The sequence below is a fragment of the Paraburkholderia sp. J7 genome, from assembly GCF_905220155.1.
In the GTDB taxonomy this organism is placed as follows: Bacteria; Pseudomonadota; Gammaproteobacteria; order Burkholderiales; family Burkholderiaceae; genus Paraburkholderia.
Map to the genome: position 1 here is coordinate 115,596 of NZ_CAJMYZ010000018.1, position 26,320 is coordinate 141,915.

Here is a 26,320-nt window from a genome sequence, read left to right on the forward strand (position 1 = left end):
TGGGGGCTCCTTTATGCGAGGACCGGGTAGAGTTCCGCTGCAGTGCGGTTGAAGATCCATTCCTTGTCTTCCTCCGGCAGCCATTCCACTGCCTGCAGGTTGTCGGTCACAATCTCTTTCAGCGAACCGGGCGATGCCGGAAAATTCGATCCCCACGCAATGCGGTTCGCACCGAACGCCTCCACGACGCGCGGGAAGAACGATTCGGGCGTGGCCTTGCCGGCGCGCGCAAGACGAATGATCACGCTGCTCAGTTTCAGATAGACGTTCTTGTGCTTCGCAAGATCGAAGAGCGGTTCGGCATCCGGATACGGCACGCCTCCTTCGAGATTCGGGCTCATCAGGTGGTCGACGATGATACGAACCGTGGGGAAGCGCTCAATTAGCACGTTCAGCTGCGGAATTCCCGCAATGCGCGCTTGCACGCATACCGGCATATTCAGTTCTGCTGCGCACTCCCAACCCGCAAACGAACTCGGATCGGCAAGCCAGTCGCCCTGTCCTTCCATCGTGCTGCCCGCCGTGAAAAGGCGCAGCCCCGTCATTCCGCGCCCGACCCAGTAGCGAATTTTCTCGGCCGCATCCGGCGCTAGCATGTCGACCGAGCACACACCTGTGAAGCGGTCCGGATGGGCGGCGACTGCGTCGGCGCAATATGAATTGTCGAAGCCATAGCAGGTCGACGAATGCACGATGGCGGCTTTCGCGACGCCCGCGTCGTCCATCGCCGCGAGCAGTTGCCCGTACGACACCGGGCGCTCTCTGGACCAGACCGATTGTTTCCCGCCCAGTGGATTACGCGGGTATCGCTTTTCGTCGGTCGAGATGACGTGTGGATGAATATCGATGATTCTGGTCGGCATAGTGTGTCTCCTGGACAGTTTCGAAATGACAGCGCGCACCATTCCCGCATGAACACAGCGAGTTCGTTCTCGAGGAATTGGAGAGACGGCTATCGGATGAAAGAAGCGTGCGCCGCGCGCGAGGCGAAGCCTTAGCGCCGGACCTGTCCCAGGTCTACGACGCCATAGATATCGTTCAATACAACGATGTGTTCCGGGATATGTTCCAAGCAAGTCAAGCCTGCTTCAATTACCGTTCGGCAATGGGCCGCCGCCCAATGCAGCAGCTTCCTGATCCTGGTCTGCATGCTGTGTCTCCTGTTCTTGTTCCTGCCGGCCTCACCTGTCGCGCATCGCGCGCGACAGGCTAATATCAACGATCCCGATCCTGTACGACTCGGAGGATTTGCGTATCTTCATCATCCTGCCGATAAGCACGCTCGTCTATTGAAATAACGCTCTGACGCGTTAACCAGCGAGTTAATGATCCGCCCGATTCGAAGACGATTCCGGATAACGTGGCAAATCATGACTTCGCATTCCAAATTATTTTTAACGGCGAATACATGAATCATTCGTCTTTTCCCGTTAGCAGCTCAGCGTCGAGGTCGCCGCTGGAAGGCAAGGCCGGGCAGACCTCCTCGAGGCAGCGCAGCAGCAGGCTCGCGCCTGGCGCAAGTGACTTGTCGGCACGCCACACGACGCCAAGCGGCCGCGTAACAACCCTCAGGTCGAGGGGCAACACGTGGATCGGGCTCACGTCCTCGTACGAATACAGCATGTCCGCCGTGTGCAACGCAATTGCGTCGTTGATCTGGATATAAGCGCGTATCAGGTGCGTCGAAAGTGTTTCGATGTAATTGCGCGGTATCGATAGTCCGTGACGCGCGAGCGTATTCTCGATCGGCTCGCGCAGCAGTGAACCGGGCGGCGGCAGGATCCACGGAAAGCCGTCGAGATCGCGCCATTCGACCTTCTTTCTCTTCACGAGCGGGTGGTGCGGGCCGGTCACGAGCTTCAGCGGCGCGTCGAGCAGCGCCTTCTCCTGCAAGCCAACCGTGTCGGCGCGGTTCGGCAGGCGGCCGACGATCATGTCGAGGTCACCGCGGCGCAAGTCCTGCAGGAGCGAGACCATGCGCCCCTCGGAAATGGAAACATTGGTGTGCGGTGAATCGCGTTTGAGTAACGCGAGCGCTTTGGGCATGATCGTCGAGATCAGCGTGGGCAGCGCGCCGACATGGACCTTGCCCGCGCTGCCGGTTTGCAGCGCCTTGATTTCCTCGGCGGTCTGACTGAGATGACTCAGCACGGTGCGCGCCTGGCGCACGACGCATTCGCCATACGCAGTCGCCCTGAGCCCGTTGACGGTGCGCTCGAACAACTTCACACCGAGCGCACTTTCAATTTCGCCCAGCGCCTTCGACACCGCGGGGACGGTGATATACGAGTTGGACGCGACCTGCCGCAAATTACGAAAATCGTCGACGGCGACCAGAAGACGCAAATGCCGCGCCTTCAGGTTGACCGTCAAATACCAGTCCAGTTGGCTCATTGTCCCTCCGGGGCCGATTCGGGCCGAACCGCGTGCTCGCTATTTTTCGTGGCGTCCGGCCGGCGCCGCGCAATAGGCGTCCCGCTCACCACCCTGCGATTCCGCCATCTTTGGCGGGCGCGGCAATGCAACGGTGCGAGGCCTGCCAGCCGAGCGGCCTCGCAGCGCGAACCACGCCTGCAAACACAGCAACAGGAACGAAACGAGCAAGAAAGCCGCACTAATCGGTTGCTCGACGAAGATGCCGAGACTGCCGTGCGAAAGCAGCAGCGCGCGGCGGAAGTTTTGCTCGACCATGGGCCCCAGCACGTAGCCGAGCATGATCGGCGCGATGGGAAACTTCAGCGCGACGAACACGGCGCCCATCAGCCCGAACACGAGCACCTCGCCGACTTCGAACAACATGTTGTTGGTGCTGTACACACCGACCGCGATGAAGAACAGTGCGGCGGGAAAAAGAAAGCGATACGGCACGCGAAGCACGCGCACCCAGACATGGATCAGCGGAACGTTGAGCAGCACCAGCAGCACGTTGCCGATCCAGAAACTCGCAATCAAGCCCCAGAAGATATCCGGGTGGTCGCCCAGCAGTTGCGGGCCAGGCTGAATGCCCTGAATCAGCAGTGCACCGAGCAACAGCGCCATCACAGGATCGCCAGGAATGCCGAGGCTCATCGTCGGGATGAAATCGATCTGCGTCTTCGCATGCGACGACGCCTCCGGACTCGCCACGCCTTCTATGGCGCCATGACCGAAACGCTCAGGCTGCTTCGAGATCCTCTTTTCGAGCGCATAGGCGATGAACGTGGTGATGGTCGGCCCGGTGCCCGGCATGGCGCCGAATAGCGTGCCGACGCCGGTGCCGCGCACGATGGGCCAAAACGCCTGGCGCAGTTCGGCCTTACTTGGCCGCATGTCGCGCAGGCGCAGCTTCATGCCGGTGCCCACCACCTGCATGCGGTTCACGTTGCGCAGGAACTCCGCCACGCCGAACAAGCCCAGTGCCAGCGCGACCAGCTGGATTCCGTCGGCCAGTTCGGTGAATCCGAACGTGAAGCGCACCGTACCCGAAGTCGAATCCGCGCCGACCACGCCGAGCAGCAGGCCGACCACCGTCATCGCAATGCCTTTCACGCGCGACCCGCTCGACATCGTGCCACCCGCGATCAGCCCTAGCAGCATGATCGAAAAAAGCTCGGGCGGCCCGAACTTGAACGCGACGCTCACGAGCAGGGGCGACGCAAACACCATCACGACAATGCCGAACGATGCCGCCGCGAACGAGGCCACCATCGTGATACCGAGCGCGGTGCCGCCTTTTCCCATGCGGGTGAGCGGATAGCCATCCACGCAAGTCACAGCGTGCGGCGGATGGCACGGCAGATTGAGCAAAATCGCGCCGATTGCGCCACCGTACTGCGAACCGTAGAAGATGCCCGCGAGCATCAGGATGGCCGGCACCGCATGCATCGAATACGTGAGCGGCAGCAGGATGGAAATAGCCGAAAGCGGGCCCATGCCCGGCAACACGCCGATCAGGTTGCCGATCAGCACGCCCACGAACGACCAGATGAAATTGTGCGGCTCGAAGGCCACGCCAAAACCTTGCCACAAAGCAGCAAGCGACTGCCCAATCATGGCTCACCCCCACGTGAATAATGGAAACTGCACCTGCAATGCCCACCAGAACACCACCACGCACACGCAAGTCATCGCAACGGCGAGCAGCAGCGCACTGATCCACGAGTTTTGCCGGTCGCCAAGCGCCGAGATGAACACAACGGCGAACGTAGCGGGCAGCAGTCCTCCATATTTGCCGAGCACGACAAATGCGACCACGCTCCCCAGTATGCAGACCCAACCGCGCCATTCCAGCGGCGAACGCCTCTCCTTCGCTTCCTCTTCGGCTGATACCCGGTGCGCCGTGCCCGCGATCCAGACGCCGAGCAGCACGAGAATCACACCAAGCGCGACCGGGAAAAAGCCCGAGCCCATCGCGGTAAGCGAGCCGATTTGATAGCTCGTCCCTTGAACGACCGCGCCAAGGCCTATCAGCATCATCAGCGCACCGCCGTAATACTCGCGTGCGCGGACGCCAAACCAACGACGCTCACTCGTCGTGCTCATCTCGATGTCTCCTTCCCGCGAGCGCTTTTCCTGCGCCATGTGTTCTCGCCGAAGCACATTGACGTTGGATACCGAATCTGCCGCTTTCACGATCCGAATCCGCTTACCTCGTGGGGTACGTACGGCGCCTGCAATGCCGCGATTTCGTCACCCGACAGTTCGATGTCGAGCGCGGCGATCGCGTCCTGTAAATGCTGAAGTTTTGTCGCGCCGATGATGGGCGACGTCACGCCCTGTTTGTGCAGCAGCCACGCGAGCGCGATTTGCGCATAGGGCAAGCCGCGTGCGTCCGCCACCGCGCCGAGCGCCTCGACTACCTTGCGATCCTGCTCCTCGGTGGCGGAATAGATCTTCTTCGAGAACGCGTCCGTGCGCTCCCGTATCGTGGCCTCCGAGTGCCACGGCCGCGTGAGCTTGCCGCGCGCAAGCGGGCTCCACGGCATGACCGCAATGCCCTGGTCCCTGCAGAGGCCAAGCATTTCGCGCTCTTCCTCGCGATACAGCAAATTCAGGTGGTTCTGCATCGAAACGAAACGCGACCAGCCATTCAAGCGCGCCAGGTAAAGTATTTTGCTGAACTGCCACGCATGCATCGACGACGCCCCAAGGTAGCGAACCTTGCCCGCCTTTACGACGTCATGGAGCACTTCGAGCGTTTCCTCGATCGGTGTCGCATTGTCCCAGCGGTGCATCTGGTAGAGGTCGATGTAATCGGTACCGAGACGACGCAGGCTCGCGTCGACTTCGGTCATGATCGCCTTGCGCGAAAGACCGCGTCCGTTCGCGTCCTTTCGCATCGGCCAATATACTTTTGTCGCGATCACCACTTCATCGCGTCGGGCGTAGTCGCGCAGCATCCTGCCGAGCATCGCTTCGCTGGTACCCGCCGAATAGCTGTTGGCCGTATCGAAGAAGTTGACGCCCGCTTCCAGGGCGGCCTGAAAGATGGGCCGCGCTCGTGACTCATCGAGCGTCCACTCATGCGTGCCGGACTGCGGATCGCCGAAGCTCATGCACCCAAGACACAAACGCGACACCTGCAAACCGCTGTTGCCGAAATTGACGTACTTCATACGTTCACGCTCCTGATCGGTACCGCAATAGAAGGTCAGAACAAGTGATTGATACCCACTGAAAATGCCGATTGATGGGGGATGTTGTTCGGATTGAGCGTCTTGTTCGTGATGTAGCTGCCCGAAAATTTCGTGTAGTCCGCTTCGGCGTACAGCCGCGTTCGCTTCGACAGCGAATACGTCACGCTCACAATGCCTTGACTGCGTTTGCCGCCGGAATTCGGCAGATCGGTAATGTAATAAGCGCCGCCCAGGCGCATGAACGGATTCACGTCGTACGTCACGCCACCCCAATAGTTCAGTGTGCGGACATCGGCAGCCGGTTCAGCCGAGTTCTGGTTTTCGTTCATATAGCCGCCTGCAAAACGTAGCGAGCCGAACACCAACTCCGCACCGAATGCGACAAAGTTGTCGGGTTGATAGACGTTGTTCACCTGGACGGTGCGATATTCGTACACTCCGCCGACATTCAGCCAGCCCGATTTGTACTGCATGCCCACCCCGCGTGCCGACCCCGCGTTGAAGTCACCCGCTACACCGCCAAACGAGTTTTCCGCACGGAAGTTCACCGGTCCGTAACTGCCGATGTATTTCACATCGTTATTGAAACGGAAGCCGTCCGTGGCGGGCGTGACCGGCGTGATCGACGGATACGAGAAGTTAAACGGATCGTAGTCGTAGATGATGTCGTGCGCGACGGTGTACTGACGCCCGAGATTCACCGTACCGAACCAACCGCTCATGCCGAAATACGCGCCCCGGTTGAACAGCACTCCCGAGGTATTGTCCAGCGCGCCGTTGCCAAGGTTGAAGCCGCTTTCCAGCTGGAAGTGCACGTCATAGCCGCCGCCCAGGTCTTCCCTGCCGACGAAGTCGAGGCGGTTTGACGTGAAGAGGCCATTGGAATTCATCGAGAATGCGGAGCCGGCTTTCGAATTCGTATAGCGAATGCCACCATCGATCGCACCCGCGAGCGTGACGCTCGTTTGCGCGTGGGCTGCACCCGCAAGCGGCGCGAGGGCCGCAAGGAGCGCAATCCTGCGCATTTTTGGCCTCCCGGCCGGTATATCGGCTTGCTCCGTACTCGTCGTCGCGCTCTGCATCGTTTGTCTCCGAGATCGTTCTTTTCGTTGTAAGCGCGAGCTTGCGGGCGAAAGACCACCCATCGTGCATCCGCTGCGCGCCATGCATGGCTGCCAGCCATGACGGTTTCGCTACACCTTCATCCTGCTGTACACCTTGTGCGCATTGCCGCTAAAAATCTTTTCCTTGTCCTCGCCTGAGAGCCACGGAACCTGGTCGATATAGCGGCGCGTGTCGTCGAAGTAATGGCCGGTCTCCGGATCGATGCCGCGTACCGCACCCACCATCTCGGATGCAAAGAGGATGTTGTCCGCCGGAATGACCTTCGTGAGGAGGTCGATGCCTGGCTGGTGATACACGCAGGTATCGAAGTAGACGTTCTCGAGCAGCAACTCTTTCAAGGGGGGAAGTCCCATGTCCTGCGCAATGCCGCGATAGCGGCCCCAGTGATAGGGCACCGCGCCGCCGCCATGGGGGATCACGAAGCGCAGCGTTGGAAAGTCCTTGAAGATGTTCGACGTGAGGAACTGGACGAATGCTGTCGTATCGCCGTTGATATAGTGCGTAGCTGTTGCGTGGAAATGCGGATTGCACGAGCCGCTCACGTGAATCATGGCAGGCACATCGAGTTCCACCATCTTTTCGAACAACGGATACCACCAGCGGTCGAAAAGAGGCGGATCTGACCAGTGGCCACCCGAGGGGTCGGGATTGAGATTGCAGCCGATGAATCCGAACTCCTCGACACAGCGCACGAGTTCCGCAATACAGGTGTCGGGCTTCACGCCGGGACTTTGAGGCAACTGGCATACGCCGACAAAGTTCTCCGGATACAACTCACACACGCGATGAATCAGCTCGTTGCAATGCTCTGTCCAATGGCGGCTCGTCGTTTCATTGCCGATGTGATGGCCCATGCCGACGGCGCGCGGCGAAAAGATCGTACGATCCGTGCCGCGCTCGCGTTGGATTTTCAGTTGCGCGTTTTCGAGGCTCTCGCGAATCTCGTCGTCGCTGATCTTGAGGTCGCCTTTCGCGGGCTCAGGGTGCTGGCCGCACAAACAGCCAATCTGGTGCTTGCGAAAGTCGTCCAGTTGATGGGGCGCCGTCGTGTAGTGCCCGTGACAATCGATGATCATGCCAGTCTGTCCTTCTGGTTGGAGCCGCTGAATGCAGGTGCCTGGATCAGGCTTGCGGATCGACGAACAACTCGTCGACGCTGTAATGCCTGGGCAATAGACCCTGCTGATATGAGTACTTGATCAGCGCCTCGATCGCCGGCCGGTTCGGCGCGATACCAAGCGGCAACGGGTCCCCCACTATTTCCGCCATCGCCTGGTAGTGGTGGTCGATATCCGTTTCGACGATGCCCTGATCGAGCTGGTCGAGGTACAGCGCCTTGGCTTTGACGAACCCGTCGAAGAGCGACTTGGCTAGCCACGGGTGCGCTGCGAGCAACGCATCCTTCACGACGATCAAACCGTGCGTCGGATAAATGCCGGTGCGCCGGTACCAGTCCTTTTCCGTGGCCACAGTGTCCGGGAACATCTCGCGATAGTCCGGTGCCGGCTCCGCCGCGTCCCAGCCTGCTTTGGGCGCACCTGAACGGCCGATGCCCGCGGGTCCCGTGAAGGCGGCCTGCAAGGCACCCTCGGCCATCATGCCGACGAGCGACTGTCCGGGCGGCGCATGCACGACGTTCGACGGCAAACGCAGCGACGTCACGTGCTCCTCGTCGTCCACCACCCACGTCACTTTCGAAATATCGACATCGCAGTCGTTCTGCAAGATGCCGCGTGTCCAGATACCGGTCGAGACCGAGTACGCGCGCACGCCTGCCTTTTTGCCTTCGATATCCTTGGGGTTGCCAATGCCCGCATCGCTCCGATACACGAAGCCGCCATGATGAAAGCGACGAAATACGAACACCGGCAACGCCTTGAACGGCGCACCCGCTGCACGCGCGATCATGTAGGTTGCGGGCGCCATTTCGCACACGTCGAATTCGACGTCCCGCACCATGCGGCGAAACGCAGCGATGATCGGATTGATTTCGACGAATTCGGGCGCGACACCTTCGATCGGCGCGCGACCGTCTTTCAGCGCTGCCGTGTGTCCATATGTGGCGATCGCTATCTTTAGCGGTAATTTTTCGGTCGTTCCGTTGGGCATGTTTGTTCCTCTATCAGGAATGAGTAATGCGGTATGCCGATTCGCGGCACACTGCGTCGATTTCGCTCGAAGTAATACGGAGTACTATCATTTTTGGCCGGTTCGTTTTCGGCGGACCAGCATCTTTCAGGCGTTCATTGACGGGGAATGCCTGCCTTCTCGATGACGCCCTTCCACTTCGCCTCGTCGGACTGGACGCGGGCGGTCATTTCCGCAGGCGTGCTCGCCTGCGCTTCTGCGCCGAGATCGAGCAGTTTCTTCCTCACGTCGGGCGACGAAACCGCGGTGGCCACGTCCTTGGCCAGCGCATTGACAACAGCGTCTGGCGTATTGCCGGGCAGGCTCAGGCCATTCCATGAGGTCGCTTCGTAACCCTTCAAGCCCGCTTCATTGAGCGTCGGCACATCCGGCAGGCCAGAGAAGCGTTTGCTGCTCGTCACGGCGAGCGGAACCAGCGCCTTCGCGGTAATCTGTCCAATCACCGATGGCATGATTTCGAATGCAGCCTCGACTTCACCCCCACGCAGGGCCGTGACAACCTGACTCGTCGAGTCGTAGGGAACGACCTGGGCGTCGATGCCCGCCATCGACTTGAATAAGTCCGCAGCAAGATTCTGCGTGCTGCCGGTGGCGATCGTGCCGATATTCATCTTGCCGGGGTGCGCTTTTGCGTAGGCAATCAACTCTGCAACCGACTTGTAGGGCGAATTTGCGTTGACGAGCAGCACGAGATCGAAGGTAGAGATCGTCGACACGTGCTTGAAATCGCTCATCTTGTACGGCAGGCTTTTGAATAGCTGCGTGGCGACTGCGGTTCCGTTGCCGAGCAGAAACGCTGTGTAGCCGTCGGGCTTGCCATGCGCGACCAGTGTTGCCGAGTTGACGAAGCCCGCGCCGGGGCGATTGAGGATGATGACGTTCGCTTTCGTGAGCTGCGTCATTTTCTGCGCGAAGACGCGGGCGGTGAGATCGCCCGCGCCGCCGGGTCCGTAGGGCACGACAATCGTGACCGTGCGGCTTGGGTAGTCGTCGGCAAACGCGTTGAGTGATGAAGAAATGCACAGCACGGCAGTACACAGCCGCAGATAGCGCGCTATCTCGCGAGGCATGTCGTCTCCTGATCTGTGGGTGCGGCCGTCTCGGACCCGCACTTTTGTTTTTCACCTGAAGTACCGGCACGGCAGCACGATCCCGCTTCCTTTTACGCAACGTATTAAACGTCGCCGGAAGGGGATTGCGCACGGATAACCTCATATTGCCGATGAAGTTTCGCGGCGCTATCCCGTTGCAGGACTGCTTTCCGTGGAAACATCCTCTCATCGGGACTCTGCAGCGTCCATTGAATAAAAACCGCGCCGAGTTAACCGTTCGGTAAACTCTGATGTCGTTACGCGTGCAATGCATTCAGCCCCTTTGCGCCGTCCAGCAAGCGCTTGCGGAATTTGTGCAGGCGCGCATCAGGCATCCGGCGCACTGAGGGAAACGGCGGCGCGCCAGGTAAAGTACTGATCGGGAAACGCCGTGAACTTCGCGTTGCGTGCTAAAGACGCTGGCTGCCACGTGAACGGATCGACTGGCGCACGCCATTCAGCGTTCGCCTCGAAAACCATCATGTGAAAACCCTTAACTTAGTCAAAATTTATGTCCGGTGGTGCAATTCATATTAGGGCGCTAGCTTGCGGCGCACGTAAGCTAGCGCACAACCTGCAAAAAGCTTGACGTCTGGAGACACGGCAAGTCCGCTATCGTCGATACGCTTCACCCACCGGGAAACGACGACGAATATCCATTCGAGGCACGTTTTGAACGGTCGGCCACGCCTGGCCCGTTCGAAACAGTTGGGTTTTCAGAACCAGCCTTAAAGGAACACCGTGATGGGTCTTTCCATAAAATCGCGATTGGCAGCGACCATGGGTTTGTTATCCGCGTTGCTGCTCACTGTCGGGATCATTGGCATTGCCGGCATGACCTACAGTAACGACGGCAATCTCGATACTTACACCAACAAACTACCGAGTGCCAATTTCATTGGCGACGCCGAACTCAGCCTGCAGCGTGAGCGCACGGCACTGCTGCGAGGCGCCAGCGACGTCTCTTCGGATGACAACATCCGGCAGACTGTCGAGCACGAGAAAAACTTTCGCGCCATGGCTCGCAAGGCCCTCAATGGGTACATGAAGTTGCCGCACTCCGCACGCGAATCCGAACTCGCGCGCGAGTTGATGGTTCAGCGCACGGCAATGGACCAGGGCCTCGACGAGTTTGCGCAAGCTCTGATGGCCAAGGATAGCGCTCGCATTATGAGAGCTGCGCTGGAAAACAACACCCTATACGGCAAATATCACAGCAGCAGCGCCAGTTTGCGCGAGTTGCAGGTGAAGGAAGCCCAGGAAGCATTCGAAACCCAGCAGCACTGGTATGCCGTGTTGCGTGTCGTTGCCATGGCTTCGCTGGCGTTAGGGTTGGCAACTGCCGTCGGCAGTTTTTTGAGTTTGCGTCGCGCCATCTCTCAGCCGCTCGCGGAGGCGCTCGCTCACTTCGAGCACATTGCACAGGGCAATCTGACGCGCGCCGTCGAGGTCAAATCGCACGACGAGATGGGCCAATTGCTACGCGGCATCGCGGACATGCGAGAGCGCTTGCGCCAGACCGTTCGCGGCCTGCGCCTGGGCAGCGAGGCCATCGCATTGGCCAGCGGCGAACTCGCGGCGGGCAACCAGGACCTGTCAGCACGCACTGAAGAACAAGCCGCTTCGCTGGAGGAAACCGCGGCGAGCATGGAAGAATTGACCGCTACCGTCAAGCACAATGGTGACAGCGCGCACGAGGCGCGACAGATGGCGTCCACCGCGCGTGACGTGACGTTGGCCGGCAGCCGGTTAGTGGCACAAGTGATCGAGACCATGAGCGGCATTAGCGATAGCGCGGTCAAGATTAACGATATCACCAGCATGATCGAGAGCATTGCATTTCAGACCAATATCCTTGCCTTGAATGCCGCGGTGGAAGCCGCGCGCGCCGGCGAAAACGGCCGCGGATTCGCTGTCGTGGCGTCGGAGGTCCGCTCGCTGGCGCAACGTTCGAGCACGGCGGCAAAGGAAATCAAGGACCTGATTGGCACGTCGGTCGAGCGTGTGCAAATGGGTAGCGAACTGGTCGTTCGTAACGGCAATACGATGGAGCAGATAAGTCTAACCATCCAGCGCGTTTATGACGTCGTCGGCGAAATTGCCGCGGCTTCGCAGGAGCAAAGTCGCGGCATCGAGCAGGTGAATCAAGCGATTGCGCAGATGGACAGCGTCACTCAACAGAACGCCGCGCTAGTCGAGCAAGCCGCGGCTGCCGCCATGTCGCTGGAAGACCAGGCGAGCAAGTTGCGCGAAATCGTGAACGGCTTCACGACAGACCAGGAGGCCGATGAAGCGTGCACGGAACTGGCACGCGCGCCTGCGCGGTTGGCGCCGTTCGCGTTGGCGTGAAACCGCACGGAAAGCTTGAACGGCGTCACATAGCGCGCCGCCTTGGCGAACAACCGGTTCAATCCATAACACCGCTCATATTCTCTTCAACTGGGGAAGTCAGTACGGTACTCATCGTCGGTGGCTGGCCGCGCAAAGAGTGCGACGGCGCCGCCAAACATGACGCAAAACATGACGCAAGCAAGTCAAATGAAATGCAGATGCTGCGCAATTCCGGGCCTCACGAATCGCTCTGATAGTGCGCCGCATCCGCCTGCTACGCTTCGCGCACACCCTCGTTGACTTTCGGCGCCCATTTCCGCTGGAGCAACACCACGGTGCTCGTGGCCCCTAGAAGGAGGAATACGAAAATGGCCAACATGGGCAGCGTGTAACTGCGCCCGACATGCAGCAACCAGCCCGAGAGACTGGCCGAAACGCCACCTGCAAGACTGGTGGCCACCTGCTGCAAGCCCGTGTTCAAACCCACCGCCTGCCTGGGGATCAAGGTGAGCTTGACGAGCGCAAGATTGTTCGCGGTAACGAGGCCCAGAAGCGAAAGGGAGACGATGTTCCAGAACAATGCCATTTGCGGCGAGGGCGCATAAGCGCCCAATAAAACGGTCGTGCCGCTGATAAAGCCAGCCACGATAAACGACTTACGCACCACGACCGCATCATGACCGCGCGCGATCAACCGGTCCGCCGCCCAGCCCGCCAGCGCGGCCACAATGGCGATGCCAGCAAAACTAAAGAAGGTGTAAAGTCCCGACTGCTGCAGTGAGAGCCCGCGTTGTTCGACCAGATACGCCGGCATCCACGTCATGCAATAAAACACGAAATAGCTGTAGCAGAAGTTGGTGATCAAGCCGCCCCACACCACCGGACTCGACAACAGATTGCCAAGCGGAACCGAGGCCGCCCGGCGCTTGGCCACTGCAAGCTCGGCCCTGGACGGAAAATCATTGTTGAGCATCACCTGCCACGGCAGCAGCCACACCAGGCCGGCAAGCCCGGTCACGACGAACATGGTCTTCCACGAACTGATGGCGATCAGCCACGCCGCAATCGGCGCGCCGAGCGCGGGGCCCATCTTGCCGCCAATCGAGTAAATGCCGAGCGCCGTGCCCTTGTGCGCCTCGTCGAAGTTATTGGCAAGATAGCGGTAGGTGGCGGGCACCACCACGGCCTCGGCCACGCCGATCAGCAGACGCACGAGGATCAGCGCGGACAGCGTGGTCACGATGCCTGTCGCCGCGGCGGCGAGGCACCACAGCAGGAAGCAGACCGTGTACGGCCATTTCACGCCATAGCGGTCCACTACCCAGCCCATGGGCATCTGCAGCAGCCCGTAGGACCAGAACATGGCGGAGCCGAGCCAGCCGCGCTCAACGTGCGTCAGCGCGAACTCGTGCACGAATTGGCGGTCGGCGAGCGCCGCCGACATGCTGGTTCGGTCTACGAAGGAAATCATCAACCCAAGCGCGAGCAGCAAGAGAATGCCCCAGCGATTTTCCTGGCGTGCTGCTTTGTGTACTGTGATGTCCACCTGATCGTCTCCGTTGACTGCCCTGCTTCACTCGACCCAAACGTTCGACGCTTTAGCCAAGGCTGCCCGTCACATCGTCGAACAACTCGTCGACAGACAGACGGCGCGCAATGATCTTCTGATCGAGCGCCCAATCGATCGCCAGTTGCAGACCCTTGCGGTTCGCCTCCAGCCCGATCGGCGGAAAGATCGCCGGCACGCCTTCAGCAAGCGAGCGGCTTTCCACGATCATGCGGTACAGCTCACGGACAATGTCCGGCCGCGCTACCGACAGATCCTCGTGCACCGCGAACATGTGGTTGATCGGCACGACACCCGTGCGCGAGAACCAGTCCTTGGCGGCCGCGTGCGCGTGCGGCACCAGGGTGCGCACGCGGTCGTCCTTCGGCATGTCTTCGCCAAGCAGCGCGGCGGCAAGCTCGCCCTTGAGCATCATTTCCGGAATCGACGAACCTGCCGGCAGGCGCTGGCAATTTTGCGGATCGCTGTATTCGGCCAGATGCCCGTCGCCCAGCGTCATCCACGTCACCTTGTCGAGGTCGACGCCGCATTCGTGACGCAGAATACCGCGAATCCACAATGCGGTCGTTTGCGTGTAGGTGCGAACGCCCACCTTCTTGCCTTCGATATCCTTGGGATCGAGGTGGCCGAAGTCGATGTTGTAGCCGGCGCAGTGGTGCTGGAAGCGTCCGGAAATCGGCGCCGGCAGCAGCACGTACGGCTTGCCGTAGGCCTTGGCCTGCAGGAACGTGACGATGGCGAGTTCGCCGGCGTCGAACTTGTCCTCGCGCACCATCGCTTTGAAGCCATTGTGCGCCGGCGTCGGCCCGCAGAAGTCCAGCGTCACGAGATCCGATGCTACGCGCCCATCGCGCATCGCCTTCGTTACCGCGTATTCGGCCAGATTGGTGCGCAAGGTCGGCACGCCTCTCAGCGTCGTTGTCATGAATGGCTCTCCTGATGCTTGTATCGTGTGAATCGCGCGTGGAAACCCGTTACAGCCGAACCTCGATGAGGCACGGGCCCGGCTCGCGCGTCGAATCGACCATTGCCTTGTGGAAGTCTTCCGCCGTCTCGACGGCAATGCCCGGCACGCCCATGCTCTTTGCCATCGCCAGCCAGTCGATGCGTGGCTTGTCGATGTCGATCATGGACAGCGCGCGCGCGCCCGGCGTGCCCGCGCCCATGTTGGCGTACTCGGCCTTGAGAATGGCGTAGCTGTTGTTGGCGAAGATGATCGTCGTAACGTTCAGGCCCTCGCGCGCCTGGGTCCACAGCGACTGGATCGTGTACATCGCGCTGCCGTCACCGACCATGCAGAACACGCGCCGGTCCGGGCAAGCGAGCGCGGCGCCCGTCGCCACCGGCGTCGAGTAGCCGATCGAGCCGCCCATGTTGTTGATGAGGTCGTGCGGCCGCGCGCCCATCGTCAGGCTCATGGACTCGCGGCCCGTGGTGAGCGATTCGTCCACGACGATGCAGTCCTCGGGCAAGGCGGCAGCCAGCGCGTGGGCGATGCTCGTGGGGTTGAGCGCGCCCGTCGGCACCGGCGTTTCGATGTGCGCCTGCACGTGCGCCGTGGCGCCGGCGGCGCCGAGTGCCTGCAGCAGCATGTCGAATGCGAGTTCGCTGTCCTCGTCGGCTTCGACGAGCGCGTGCACCAACGTGCCTTCGGCCTTGAGCAGGCTCGGCTTGTCCGGATATGCGAAGAAGGCCACGGGCTCGGTCGTCTCGACCGTCACGATGTGCTTGAAGTCCTTGAGAAACGCCGTGGCCTGCGGCACTGCATAAGGAATGCGCGCAATTGGCACGCGACCCGCACCGCGCTCGATGCGTGCGGTGAAGAACTGCGAGCCCAGCCGCGCGCCGGTTGCCGCAGCCACGCGGCCTGCTTTCTCGAGTGCCACGCCGCGCGTTGCCTTGTTGGCGAGGATGATCAGCGTCGGCTCGCCGGAGCGCAGCACGCGGGCGACATGTTCGACGCGCGCAGCGCACGGCGTCCTGCGACGCGTCGCGCCCGTTGGCGGCAACACGGGCTGCACCGCCGAGCGCTGCCATGAAGTGTCGCCGGGCAGGATCAGGGTGGCGATCTGCCCCGGATGCTCGCTGGCCTTCGCCACCGCCTGCGCGGTATCCCACGCGACGGTGTCCGCCGATTCGGCGCGGCGCACCCAGTGGCTCAGCGGCCGCGCAAGGCCCTCGATGTCCGAGGTCAGCGGCGGGTCATACTTGAGATGCGACACCGAATGCTCGCCGACGACATTGACCATGCCCGACGACGCGCGCTTCGCGTTGTGGATGTTCGCGAGGCCGTTCGCAAGGCCCGGGCCCAGGTGCAGCAGCGTCGAGGCCGGCTTGTCCTTCATCCGGTACCAGCCATCGGCGGCGCCGGTCGCCACACCTTCGAACAGGCACAGCACGCTGCGCATCCCCGGATTGTTGCCCAGGGCGGCGAGGAAATGCATCTCCGACGTGCCGGGATTCGCAAAGCAGATGTCGACGTCCTGATCGACCAGCGTCGCAACGAGACTTTCGGCGCCGTTCATCAATAGCCTGCCATGTCGCGAGCGAGGCCGACCACGCCATAAGTGCGCTGCGGCGCCGATATCAGGAAGCGGTAGCCCTCTTCGCTCAAGCGCCGATGGTTCCTGGCCGTGACGTGCGGATGGCCCACGATCACGTTGTGCTTCTTGCAAGTCTCGATGATCCGGCGCATGGCGTCGATGACTTCAGGGTGCTCGTACTGACGCGGGAAGCCCAGTTCCTGGCTGAGGTCGCCTTCACCGATCAGGATGAAACCGATACCGGGGACGTTGGCGAGAATGTCGTTGAGGTTCTCGATTGCCTGCGTGCTCTCGCACATCAGGCCCACGAGTATCTCGCCCTCGGGAACGAGCGGCCACACGTCTGCCTTCCTGTAGTAGTCGGCCATGCTGAGGCCCCAGTAGCGCGCCGCGTTGGCAGGGCCGTCACCACGCACCCCCTTCGGCTCGTAAAGCGGCGCGTTTTTGGGCCGGGCATAGCGGCACGACGCAACCGCGTTATACGCTTGCTCGACGGTCGCTACGTGCGGCCAGATCACGCCGTAGGCGCCGCGATCCAGAACCTGCTTGGCAAAGCTCTGGTTCATCTCGACGCCGTTGGCCGGAATGCGCGCAACCGGCGTGACCTGTGTCGCCACCGAGCCCGACTCCGCGATCTGCTTGCGGTTGAGCATGTATTGCAGCGCATCGCCGAGCGCGGCCACGTCGTACGGGTTGTGCTCCATCTCGAAGACAATCCCGTCATAGGGCGAGTCGCTCATCTCGATGGCGGTCTGCTTGTCGAGCTTCGAGAAGGCCGCGTGCGCGGCCTTTCCCGACTCGAACGCGCGGATGATGCTGTTCAGGCGGTTCGTGGACATGTGAATCTCTCTTTCTCGCTGCGCGGCGGCGCGTCTGGCGCCCGCTCGCGCGGTTAGCAATGTTCGGCTAGCTCAGGGCCGGGTACAGCTTCTGCGCTGTCTTGCCGAAGATCCAGGCGCGGTCTTCCTCGCGAAGGCATGCGAGGCCCGCTTGTGCCGTCGCGAGGATCTCCTTGAGCGTGCCGGGCGAAGTCGGGAAGTTCGAGCCCCACGCCATGCGCTGCGCGCCGAAGGTTTCGACGAGACGCGGAAAAAACGTTTCCGCGCTGGCCTTTTCCTTCTTCACGTCGCCGAAAATGCGCGGCGTGAGCTTCAGGTAGATGTTGGGCAGATCGGCCAGTGCGAAGAGGCTTGCGGCATTCGCATAGGGGGCCCCGTCGAGCACGTCGGGGCGGCCCAGGTGATCGAGGATGATGTTCACGCCCGGAAACCGTTCGGCCAGCATGCGCACCTGCGGCAGCCCGATGGGCCCCGTCTGGATGCACATCGGCAGTTTCAGTTCAGCGAGCCTCTCCCACGCCTTGAAAGACTTCGGGTTGTCGAGCTCGCCGGGATCGAAGTCCCGGGTCGAGCCGCCGGTGAAGATACGCAGGCCCGCAAGCCCCTTGTGCGTCCAGCCCCGGATCACGGCGGGCACGTCGTCGGCCAGCATGTCCACGGAGCCCACGGCCACGAGACGGTCCTTGTACTGGCTGCAGCCGTCGACCACGTAGCTGTTGTCGAAGCCGTAGGTCGTCGACGAGTGCACGACAGCCGCTTTCGCCACGCCCGCTTCGTCCATCGCCTCGATCAGCGCTTCGACGGTATTGGGGCGCTCCTGCGACCAGTCCGAGCGCTTGCCGAACAGCGGCGCGGGCGGGTAGCGCTTCTCATCGTCCGAGATGATGTGAGGATGAATGTCGATGAAGTTCATTGCGTCCTTCCGGCTATCGGCTCCATTACAGTGTCTTTGACTTGAGAAGTGCGTCGAGGCGCGGATAGACGCGGCGCGCATTGCCCTCGAAGATGGCGTGCCGGTCGGCGTCGCTCAACGCGGAGCAGGCGTCGATATAGCGCCGGGTGTCGTCGAAGTATTCGCCGGTGTCCGGATCGCGCCCGCGCACGGCGCCGATCATTTCCGAGCCGAACAGGACATTGCCCGTCGGCACGACCTTGGTGAGTAGCTCCACGCCCGGATGGTGATACACGCAGGTGTCGAAGAAGATGTTGTTCAAGAGTCCTTCGAGAGGACGATCCATCATTTCCAGCGACATGCCGCGATAACGGCCCCAGTGATAAGGCACCGCGCCGCCGCCGTGCGGAATCACGAAGCGCAGCGTCGGGAAGTCCTTGAACACATTACCCTGCAGCAACTGCATGAAAACCGAGGTGTCGGCGTTCAGGTAGTGCGCGCCGGTGCCGTGATGACACGGGTTGCACGAAGCGGCAACGTGGATCATGGCGGGCACGTCGAGATCGCACAGCGCTTCGTAAAGCGGGTACCACTCGCGGTCTGTCATCGGCTTGCCGGTCCAGTAGCCGCCGCTCGGGTCTGGATTCAGATTGCAGCCGACGAAGCCCATCTCCTCGACACAGCGGCGCAGCTCGGCCACGGAATTTTTCGGCGGCGCGAGAGGCGACTGCGGCAGCTGGCATACGGGCACAAAGTTGTCCGGGTAGATGTCGCATACGCGGCGCACGAGGTTGTTCGAGACCTCGGCCCACTCGAGGCTCGTGCGCTCGTTGCCGAGGTGGTGGCTCATGAGGCCCGCGATTGGCGAGAACAGCGTGAGATCGCCGCCGCGCTCTTTCTGCAGGCGCAACTGGCCGTTGCCCACGCCTTCGCGGATCTCGTCGTCGCTGACGTGCGCGCCCGAGAGCGGCGGCGCATTAGCCGGATCGTTGGCGGAATCGATCTGTTTGGCGCGCCAGTTACGAAACGACGCGGGAACGGTCGTGAAGTGACCGTGGCAATCGACGATCATTTTTTCTTCCGTCGGATGTTCAAGCGCGGGGATCGACGAACAGCTCGCTCAGGGACATGCGGCGCGGCGTAAGGCCCTGCTTGAACGCCGTGGCTTCGAGCGCTTCGATGGTCCTGCGGTTTTCCTCGATGCCGTAGGGAAGCGGATCGTTGCCCACAATCTTTTGCAGTTCTACGTACTTCATGTTCTGCTTGTCGGTCAGCTCGCCCGCGTTGAGCCTGGCGAGCCAGTCCTTCTTGGCCCTGTCGAACGCGTCGTAGATCGACCTGGCCACCCACGGATGCTCGGCCAGCACCGAGTCCTTTACGACGATGGTGCCGTGCATCGGGTAGATGCCGGTGCGCGCGTAGTATTCGGCTTCCAGTTCGGCTGCGTTCGGGAACATGTCGGGATAGTCGGCCTCGACTTCCTTCCAGCCGCCATTCGGGTCACCCGTTCGGCCGATGCCCGCGTTGCCGTGAAAGCCCGCGACGAGTTCGCCCTTGGCCATCATTTCGGCAAGCGAAGTGCCCTTTGGAGCGTGGATCACGTTCGGCGGCAGTTCGAGTTGCGTGACGTGCTCCTCGTCGTCCACCACCCACGTCACCTTCGACGAATCGAGACCGAAGTCGTCGATCAGCATCTGGCGCGTCCATGCACCGGTCGTCACCGAATACGCGCGCACGCCGACCTTTTTACCCTCGAGGTCCTTGGGCGATTTGATGCCGGCGCCCGGACGCACCAGCAGCCCGGAATGATGGAAACGGCGGAGCACGAAAATCGGCAGCGCGACAAAGGGAGCGCCATAGGCACGCGCGATGATGTAGGTTGTCGGCGCCAGCTCGCATACATCGAACTCGACGTCGCGGACCATGCGGCGGAACGCGCCGATTTGCGGGTGCACCGTGATGAATTCGGGATCCACGCCCTCGATAGGAATGGAACCATCACGGACCGCAGCGGTATGGGGATGCTCGGCGATAGCGAGCTTGAGGTGGACCTTCTTGGTCAATTTAGTCTCCTTGGACCTGGGCAATCGAATCAGCCTCTTATCGCTGCGTCATGCCCACTGCGGGGCCGTTACATGGCGATTCAGGCGATCTCGTTCAGTGAATGATCTTTCCGTGCCGCTTTTCCGTCTATTGAATAAACCTGCGGGTGCATTAACCATTCGGTAAAACGGCGGCGGGTTGCCTTGACTGGCGTGGAGCGTGAGGTACGTCGGGTTGACGATGCGCGTGCGTCGTCCTTGCCTGCCGCGCCTGCGCATTGTTTGATGATTCGGTTAGGTTGACTGAGCGGCTAAGCCACACGGCGCGCTCAGCGCGCCTGCGCAGGCGCATGGGGTTTGCCCTGCCTGGCCGTTGGCGCCGTCACCGCGCGTGCAGCCGTGCCAAGGTCCGATTGAAGCCGTTCGGCGGCCTCCTCGAGGCACGACAGCATGAGCTGCGCGCCAGGCGTCAATCCGCGAATGCGATTCCACAGCACGCCGGCCGGCCGCAGCAGGCGGGGCAGACTTAACGGAAGCGTGTGCAGCGCATGAACGTTGTCGCCGCCAGGCGTACCCGCCATCACGGCGATAAAGTCGGAAATCTGCAAATGCGCGCGCGCAACGTGAATCGAGAGCGTTTCGATGTAGTTGTTGGTCAACGGCACATCATGCGCTACGAGCGCGCGCTCGAGCGGGTCGCGCAGTATCGAACCGAGCGGCGGCAATATCCAGGGAAAGGGCCGCAGATCCGCCCATGTCAGCGTCTTCCTGCGAGCGAGCGGGTGGTGCCGGCCCGTCATCAACGTCACCGGCTCCTCGAGCAGTTCCTTCTCCTCGAAGCTGCCGAGTGTGTCCGGCGGCGGCAGGCGCCCCACCACGAGGTCGAGATGACCTTGCCAGAGTTCCGGCAGCAGCAGCGCGGTCGTTCCTTCCGTCACCATCACGTTGGTGCCCGGCGAGCGCTGCTTGAGCAGGCTCAGCGCCTGCGGCAGCAACACTGAACCCGAGGCGGGCAGCATGCCGATATGGATCTTGCCCTCGGATCCCGAACTCAGCGCCTTCAACTCGTCGCGCGCCTGATTCAGGATGGTCAGCATTTCCCGCGCATGACGAATGAGGCAATCGCCATACTGCGTGGGCACGAGCCCCTGCACCGTTCGCGAAAACAGCGTGAGGCCAAGGCCGCGTTCGAGTTCGGCCAGCGACTTCGAGACAGCCGGCACGCTCACATGCGTGACATCGGCGACCTGGGTCAGGTTGCGGTAGGTGTCGATCGTCACGAGCAGGCGCAAGTGGCGCGCCTTCAGGTTGATCTGCAGGTACCAGTCGAGAGCTGACACGTCGTGTACCTCCGCGGTTGCGCGATTTCATGGAAGCAACGTTCGCGGGCGGCGGCACATTGTGCGATGCGCGCCCCGTCCGATCCTTCGCGTGAGTCCCTGGCTCGAGCGCGTGCAGCGTCATGCAGCAGAACGAATGATCGCCCCAGTTGCGCTGGCCCCGGAAAGCGCCGACATAGACGATCGGCATGATCGAGTGAACGCAGTGAAATTCTGCCAGCCCACCGATGTGGGTCAATTGAGAAAATCTGCGCTGAGTTTGAGCAATTGGTTAAGGCGCAGCGGGGGTTAGCGCTGGAGTCGGGCTTGCCCGCGTGGCAATGCGGGCTCAAGGCGGGATCCTTGGAAAGACGCCTACTGTGTAGCGGAACCCTTCGCGGCGAGACGTTGCGCGGCCTCTTCGAGGCAAGCCACCATGAGTTGCGCGCCTGGCGTGAGGCCGCGATTGCGGTTCCAAAGCACGCCTGCCGGACGCAGGAGCCGCGGCAAGCTCAGCGGCAGCGTATGGAGCGGCTGCGCGGGATCGTTGGCGGGCGTGTCGGCCATCACGGCGATGAAATCCGAGACCTGCAAATGCGCGCGCACCACGTGAATCGAAAGCGTTTCGATGTAATTGGTGGTCAACGGCACGCCGTGCGCTTCGAGCGCGCGTTCCAGCGGGTCTCGCAATATCGAGCCAGGCGGCGGCAAGATCCACGGATAAGCATGCAGGTCCGACCAATTCAGGGCGTTCCTGCGTGCCAATGGGTGATGACGGCCTGTCACCAGCGTGACCGGGTCCTCGAGCAATTCCTTCTCCTCGAAACTGCCGAGCGTATCCGGCGCGGGGAGGCGGCCCACCACCAGGTCAAGATGGCCTTGCCAGAGTTCGGGCAGGAGCGAAGCCGTCGTGCCTTCGACCACCACCACGTTGGTGCCGGGCGAGCGCTGCTTGAGCAGGCTGAGCGCCTGTGGCAGCAATACGGAAGCCGAGGCAGGCAGCATGCCGATGTGGATCTTGCCCTCGGTCCCGGAACTCAGGGCCTTCAACTCGTCGCGAGCTTGATGGAGGATGGCCAGCATGTCCCGCGCGTGGCGAATGAGGCATTCGCCATACGGCGTGGGGACAAGACCCTGCGCAGTGCGCGAAAAGAGCGTGAGTCCAAGCCCCCGTTCGAGTTCGGTCAGCGCCTTCGAAACGGCTGGCACTGTCACATGGGTAACTTCTGCCACCTGAGTCAGATTGCGGTAGGTATCAATTGCCGCAAGAAGGTGTAAATGCCGTGCCTTCAGGTTGACCTGCAGGTACCAGTCAAGCTCCGACACGTCGCTCACCTCCGCTTTTACGTTCTGGTTAAGTCTGGAGCCAGTTTACTCAATTGCCGTGCGGCACGCAGCACCGGCAAGATCACGACGCGGCGACGTTGGCGCACATTCCCGGTACCGGGTGCCTTATTGCGAGCCCTTCAAGGACGCCACATAACGTGCGACCTCCCGAACATCTCCAGCATTGAGAGGCGCGGGAAACAATCTGGGCATGATGCCGGATGGTTCCCGAATACGCGCCTCGATATCCGATATTTGAAAACGGCGCGAAATGCCGATCAGCGCAGGACCGATTCCGCCCTCTCCGCTCTGTCCATGGCACGCGGCACAATTCGCTGCATAGATCGATGGGCCTCGCTCAGACGGCTTGGCAACCGATGCTTCGCTGCCGGGGCGGCTTGCTATAGACGCTCCGTTGCTCAATAACGCAATGCTGTCGGCAGGCGGATTCTGCGGAAGCGACGCGAGATATACGTGAATGCGTGCAATATCGTCATCGGAGAGAATCTTTGCGCTGAAGACCGGCATCTGGCCTTTGGGATTGCGCACATAAGCCTGCATGGCAGACAGCGGTATCGGATGCGGCGCCAGCGCAGGTCCGGTCGTGATACTGCCTTGCCCGAACATGCCGTGGCATTCGTAGCAGCCCTTCTGCATGTATAGCGCGCGCCCGGCCTCGATTTCGGCATTTGAATCGGCACGCGACGCAATCGGCCATGCGCAGCCAATCGCTGCTGCAAGTGTCATTGCCGCGCGCACGGTTGAACGGTCATGCACTTTCATCGGCACCTCGGTTATCTGGGTTGAGTCAGCACATCGACGAGTGCGGGCTTGCCGCTTTTGACCTGTTCCATCGCGCGCGCGAGTGCCGGTCCGAGATCGGCGGGCTCCGATATCGGCCCCTCGGCCCACATGCCCATGCTTCGCGCCATTGCGGCGTAGTCGATTGGCGGATCGTGAAGCACGGTGCCGATGACCCCTCTTTCCGGATGCCTGTCGCGGCGGCTCGCCATGCGCTGGATATGCATGGTCTCCTGATGCCAGGCGCGATTGTTGTGCATCACGGTGAGCAACGGAAGGCGATGATGCGCTGCCGTCCAGAGGGCGCCCGGCAGCACCATCAGATCGCCGTCGGTCTGGATATTGACCGCTATACGGCCAGCGTCGCGATGCGCGAGCGCTGCGCCGACGGCGGCGGGCGCGCCATAGCCAACGCCGTAGCCGCCCCCGGAACCGATGAACTGCCAGGTCTTCGTGAAATCCCATAGCCGTTGCGGCCACATGCTGATCGGGTTGGGCGGCGAGACCATTGCCCAGTCATCATGCCGGATCACATTCCACACCTCCTGACACAGCCGTGCGGTGCTGATGGGGCTGCCATCCCATGCGCGCGTCGCGGCCTCGCGTGCATCGTTGCGCATCTTTTCGAACGCCAGTTTCAGTGGCTGTTCGCGTGCGGCGGCGGCGCTGCGTTGCGCCGGTGTCATCGCTGCGAGGACGGCGCGCAACAATCCGGGCAACGACGCTTGCGCGTCGCCGGCTATGGGTAGCGTGGCCGCGAAATAGCGCTCCGCGTCCTGCATGTTCGACTTGCCGTACAGGTAGGCCGTGGAAATGCTGATGACCTGGGTGTCGCCCTTCGCGCGCGGCTTCGAGGGGCGGCTGATGGTGTCGGGCACCGTTGCCGTCAATCCCCAGACATCGGCGACTTCCAGCGCGAGAATGACGTCCGCCTGAGCGAGCAGCCGCGCCTGATGCGACGAATGATTGAGGTAGTGGTTGGTCGGGAAATTCATGCGCCCGAGCAGATCGATCACGGGTGCATTCAGCGCCTGGGCGATCTGGACGAGCGTGTCCATCGCGTCCTGCGTTCTGACCGCCCGATCGGCCACGATGACCGGCGCTTTCGCGCCGCACAGGAGCGACGCGGCCGCCGCGAGCGCATCCGGGCTGCCAACGGGTGGCGTGGCTTCGCGCAGCGGCGGTACACGCATATCGCGCGGATCGGCAATGGGCTGCTCCTGGAGTTCGGTATCGGCGACGATCAACACGGGCTCCATCGGCGGCGTGACGGACATCGTGTACGCGCGCATGAACGACTCCGCGTAGTGCTGGAGCGACACGGGGTAATCGTCCCACTTCGTATAGTCGCGCACGAGCGCGCCAAGGTCCTGCGCCGTGTGATACCACTCCACGCCAGGGCGGCGCTTCGTGGCGTCGGCAATATTGCCCGCGAGCACCATCATGGGCACACGGTCGCACCACGCGTTGTAGATCGCCATCGAGGCGTGCTGCAACCCGACCGTGCTATGGACGAGACACGCCATGGGCTTGCCCGCGACTTTCGCGTAACCATGCGCGATCGCCGCGGACGCCTCCTCGTGCGTACACACGATCAATTGCGGACGCGTGTCGCCCGCGTAGTTGACGATCGACTCGTGGATGCCGCGAAAGGTCGATCCCGGCATGGCCGCCACATAGTCGATACCGGCGATGCGCAGCAAATCCACCATGAAATCCGAGCCCGGATTGCCGATGTGCGCGGAATCGGCGGCCGGCGCTTCATCGAGCGAAGGCGCCAGTGTCTCGGCCGCGGCCAGCGCAGCGTGCGGGCGCTCCACCGCCGGAGCCTTGTCTGCCGCGGTCTGCGCAGCGCTGGCGCCAGGCTTTGCCAGCACGGCAGCCGTGCCCGTAACGATTGCCTCTTTCAGAAACTTGCGTCGGCCAGTCATGTTCCTGCTTCCTTTTTTCTTGTTCGTCACGGCGGGAGGATCTGTTGCGCCTGCTGGCCGTGCGGGTCAGTCGATGTAGCGCAGCCCCAGTTTTTCCAGCGGCTCGCGCATCTGGTATAGGTCGAGTCCCAGTACACCGGAGGCGAGCAGAGCGCGCTTCTGACCTTCGTTCGCCTCGCGCCTGCTTGCGTTCTCGAGCGTTTGCGCCGCCATGGCTTGCGGCACCACGACCACGCCGTCATGATCCGCCACGACGACATCGCCGGGCGTGACCAGCGCGCCCGCGCAAACCACCGGCACATTGACCGAGCCCAGCGTGGCCTTGATCGTGCCTTTCGACGAGATCGCACGGCTCCATACCGGGAAGCGCATGTCGGTCAGCACGTTGACGTCGCGCACGCCCGCATCGATGACGAGTCCGCGCGCGCCACGCGCCTTGAAACTGGTGGCGAGCAGATCGCCAAAATAGCCGTCCGTGCAATCGGCACTCAGCGCGGCCACTACGATGTCGCCAGGCCGAATCTGTTCGGCCGCCACATGCAGCATCCAGTTGTCGCCGGGATGCAGCAGCACGGTGACAGCGGTGCCCGACGCGCTCGCGCCGGGATAAATCGGCCGCATATAAGGCTTGAGCAGGCCGCTGCGGCCCATGGCTTCGTGCACCGTGGCGCTGCCGAGCGCGCCAAGCGCCTCGACGGCACGGCTGTCCGCACGCGCGATGTTGCGATACACCACTCCGGGTTCATACAT

General features: G+C 61.8%; 22 protein-coding genes. 1 reads left to right on the top strand and 21 read right to left on the bottom strand.

Features of this window, described 5'->3' with window-relative positions; translation table 11 throughout:
- Window positions 1–11: 11 nt before the first annotated feature.
- The 9 genes from U5A58_RS27075 to U5A58_RS27115 form a co-directional block, all read right to left on the bottom strand.
- Window positions 12–863, bottom strand: a complete 852-nt coding sequence (locus U5A58_RS27075; protein ID WP_321963686.1) for an amidohydrolase family protein — start codon at window positions 861–863, stop codon at window positions 12–14.
- Window positions 864–1,413: 550 nt separating this feature from the next.
- Window positions 1,414–2,394, bottom strand: coding sequence for a LysR substrate-binding domain-containing protein (locus U5A58_RS27080; protein ID WP_321963687.1), 981 nt, complete (start codon window positions 2,392–2,394; stop codon window positions 1,414–1,416).
- 39 nt (window positions 2,395–2,433) lie between these two features.
- On the bottom strand, window positions 2,434–4,032 hold the full coding sequence (locus U5A58_RS27085) for a tripartite tricarboxylate transporter permease (protein WP_321963688.1): 1,599 nt from the start codon (window positions 4,030–4,032) through the stop codon (window positions 2,434–2,436).
- A gap of 3 nt (window positions 4,033–4,035) precedes the next feature.
- Window positions 4,036–4,521 (bottom strand): tripartite tricarboxylate transporter TctB family protein, encoded by a 486-nt coding sequence (locus tag U5A58_RS27090; RefSeq protein WP_321963689.1) that lies wholly within the window; start codon window positions 4,519–4,521, stop codon window positions 4,036–4,038.
- An 86-nt stretch (window positions 4,522–4,607) separates the two neighbouring features.
- Window positions 4,608–5,594, bottom strand: coding sequence for an aldo/keto reductase (locus U5A58_RS27095; RefSeq protein ID WP_321963690.1), 987 nt, complete (start codon window positions 5,592–5,594; stop codon window positions 4,608–4,610).
- 35 nt (window positions 5,595–5,629) lie between these two features.
- On the bottom strand, window positions 5,630–6,640 hold the full coding sequence (locus U5A58_RS27100) for a porin (RefSeq protein WP_321963691.1): 1,011 nt from the start codon (window positions 6,638–6,640) through the stop codon (window positions 5,630–5,632).
- Window positions 6,641–6,808: 168 nt separating this feature from the next.
- Window positions 6,809–7,816, bottom strand: coding sequence for an amidohydrolase family protein (locus U5A58_RS27105; RefSeq protein WP_321963692.1), 1,008 nt, complete (start codon window positions 7,814–7,816; stop codon window positions 6,809–6,811).
- A gap of 46 nt (window positions 7,817–7,862) precedes the next feature.
- On the bottom strand, window positions 7,863–8,849 hold the full coding sequence (locus U5A58_RS27110; RefSeq protein ID WP_321963693.1) for an ABC transporter substrate-binding protein: 987 nt from the start codon (window positions 8,847–8,849) through the stop codon (window positions 7,863–7,865).
- Window positions 8,850–8,983: 134 nt separating this feature from the next.
- Window positions 8,984–9,958, bottom strand: coding sequence for a tripartite tricarboxylate transporter substrate binding protein (locus tag U5A58_RS27115; protein ID WP_321963694.1), 975 nt, complete (start codon window positions 9,956–9,958; stop codon window positions 8,984–8,986).
- Window positions 9,959–10,723: 765 nt separating this feature from the next.
- Here U5A58_RS27115 and U5A58_RS27120 point away from each other — a divergent pair.
- Window positions 10,724–12,328, top strand: coding sequence for a methyl-accepting chemotaxis protein (locus U5A58_RS27120; protein ID WP_321963695.1), 1,605 nt, complete (start codon window positions 10,724–10,726; stop codon window positions 12,326–12,328).
- Between the two features lie 256 nt (window positions 12,329–12,584).
- Here U5A58_RS27120 and U5A58_RS27125 read toward each other — a convergent pair whose 3' ends face one another.
- The 12 genes from U5A58_RS27125 to ligK form a co-directional block, all read right to left on the bottom strand.
- The gene (locus U5A58_RS27125) at window positions 12,585–13,850 is read right to left on the bottom strand and encodes an MFS transporter (protein WP_321963754.1); all 1,266 of its coding nucleotides are present in this window, start codon (window positions 13,848–13,850) and stop codon (window positions 12,585–12,587) included.
- A 58-nt stretch (window positions 13,851–13,908) separates the two neighbouring features.
- The gene (locus U5A58_RS27130) at window positions 13,909–14,802 is read right to left on the bottom strand and encodes a phosphate ABC transporter substrate-binding protein (protein WP_321963696.1); all 894 of its coding nucleotides are present in this window, start codon (window positions 14,800–14,802) and stop codon (window positions 13,909–13,911) included.
- A gap of 49 nt (window positions 14,803–14,851) precedes the next feature.
- Complete coding sequence (locus tag U5A58_RS27135) at window positions 14,852–16,402, bottom strand: acetolactate synthase large subunit (protein WP_321963697.1); 1,551 nt, start codon at window positions 16,400–16,402, stop codon at window positions 14,852–14,854.
- Window positions 16,402–17,259: an HpcH/HpaI aldolase family protein gene (locus U5A58_RS27140; protein ID WP_321963698.1), complete on the bottom strand. Its 858-nt coding sequence runs from the start codon at window positions 17,257–17,259 to the stop codon at window positions 16,402–16,404. The genes U5A58_RS27135 and U5A58_RS27140 overlap by 1 nt, the downstream gene beginning before the upstream one ends.
- A gap of 67 nt (window positions 17,260–17,326) precedes the next feature.
- Window positions 17,327–18,172, bottom strand: a complete 846-nt coding sequence (locus tag U5A58_RS27145) for an amidohydrolase family protein (RefSeq protein ID WP_321963699.1) — start codon at window positions 18,170–18,172, stop codon at window positions 17,327–17,329.
- Between the two features lie 25 nt (window positions 18,173–18,197).
- Entirely contained in the window at window positions 18,198–19,223 is a 1,026-nt protein-coding gene (locus U5A58_RS27150; RefSeq protein WP_321963700.1) for an amidohydrolase family protein, read from the bottom strand.
- A gap of 19 nt (window positions 19,224–19,242) precedes the next feature.
- On the bottom strand, window positions 19,243–20,214 hold the full coding sequence (locus tag U5A58_RS27155; RefSeq protein WP_321963701.1) for an ABC transporter substrate-binding protein: 972 nt from the start codon (window positions 20,212–20,214) through the stop codon (window positions 19,243–19,245).
- 308 nt (window positions 20,215–20,522) lie between these two features.
- Window positions 20,523–21,533, bottom strand: coding sequence for a LysR substrate-binding domain-containing protein (locus U5A58_RS27160; protein WP_321963702.1), 1,011 nt, complete (start codon window positions 21,531–21,533; stop codon window positions 20,523–20,525).
- A 354-nt stretch (window positions 21,534–21,887) separates the two neighbouring features.
- A complete protein-coding gene (locus U5A58_RS27165) occupies window positions 21,888–22,838 on the bottom strand; it encodes a LysR substrate-binding domain-containing protein (RefSeq protein ID WP_321963703.1) in 951 nt (316 codons plus the stop codon).
- A gap of 126 nt (window positions 22,839–22,964) precedes the next feature.
- The gene (locus U5A58_RS27170; protein ID WP_321963704.1) at window positions 22,965–23,621 is read right to left on the bottom strand and encodes a cytochrome c; all 657 of its coding nucleotides are present in this window, start codon (window positions 23,619–23,621) and stop codon (window positions 22,965–22,967) included.
- Window positions 23,622–23,632: 11 nt separating this feature from the next.
- Entirely contained in the window at window positions 23,633–25,570 is a 1,938-nt protein-coding gene (locus U5A58_RS27175; RefSeq protein WP_321963705.1) for a thiamine pyrophosphate-binding protein, read from the bottom strand.
- Between the two features lie 66 nt (window positions 25,571–25,636).
- Window positions 25,637–26,320: a 4-carboxy-4-hydroxy-2-oxoadipate aldolase/oxaloacetate decarboxylase gene (gene ligK, locus U5A58_RS27180; protein ID WP_321963706.1), complete on the bottom strand. Its 684-nt coding sequence runs from the start codon at window positions 26,318–26,320 to the stop codon at window positions 25,637–25,639.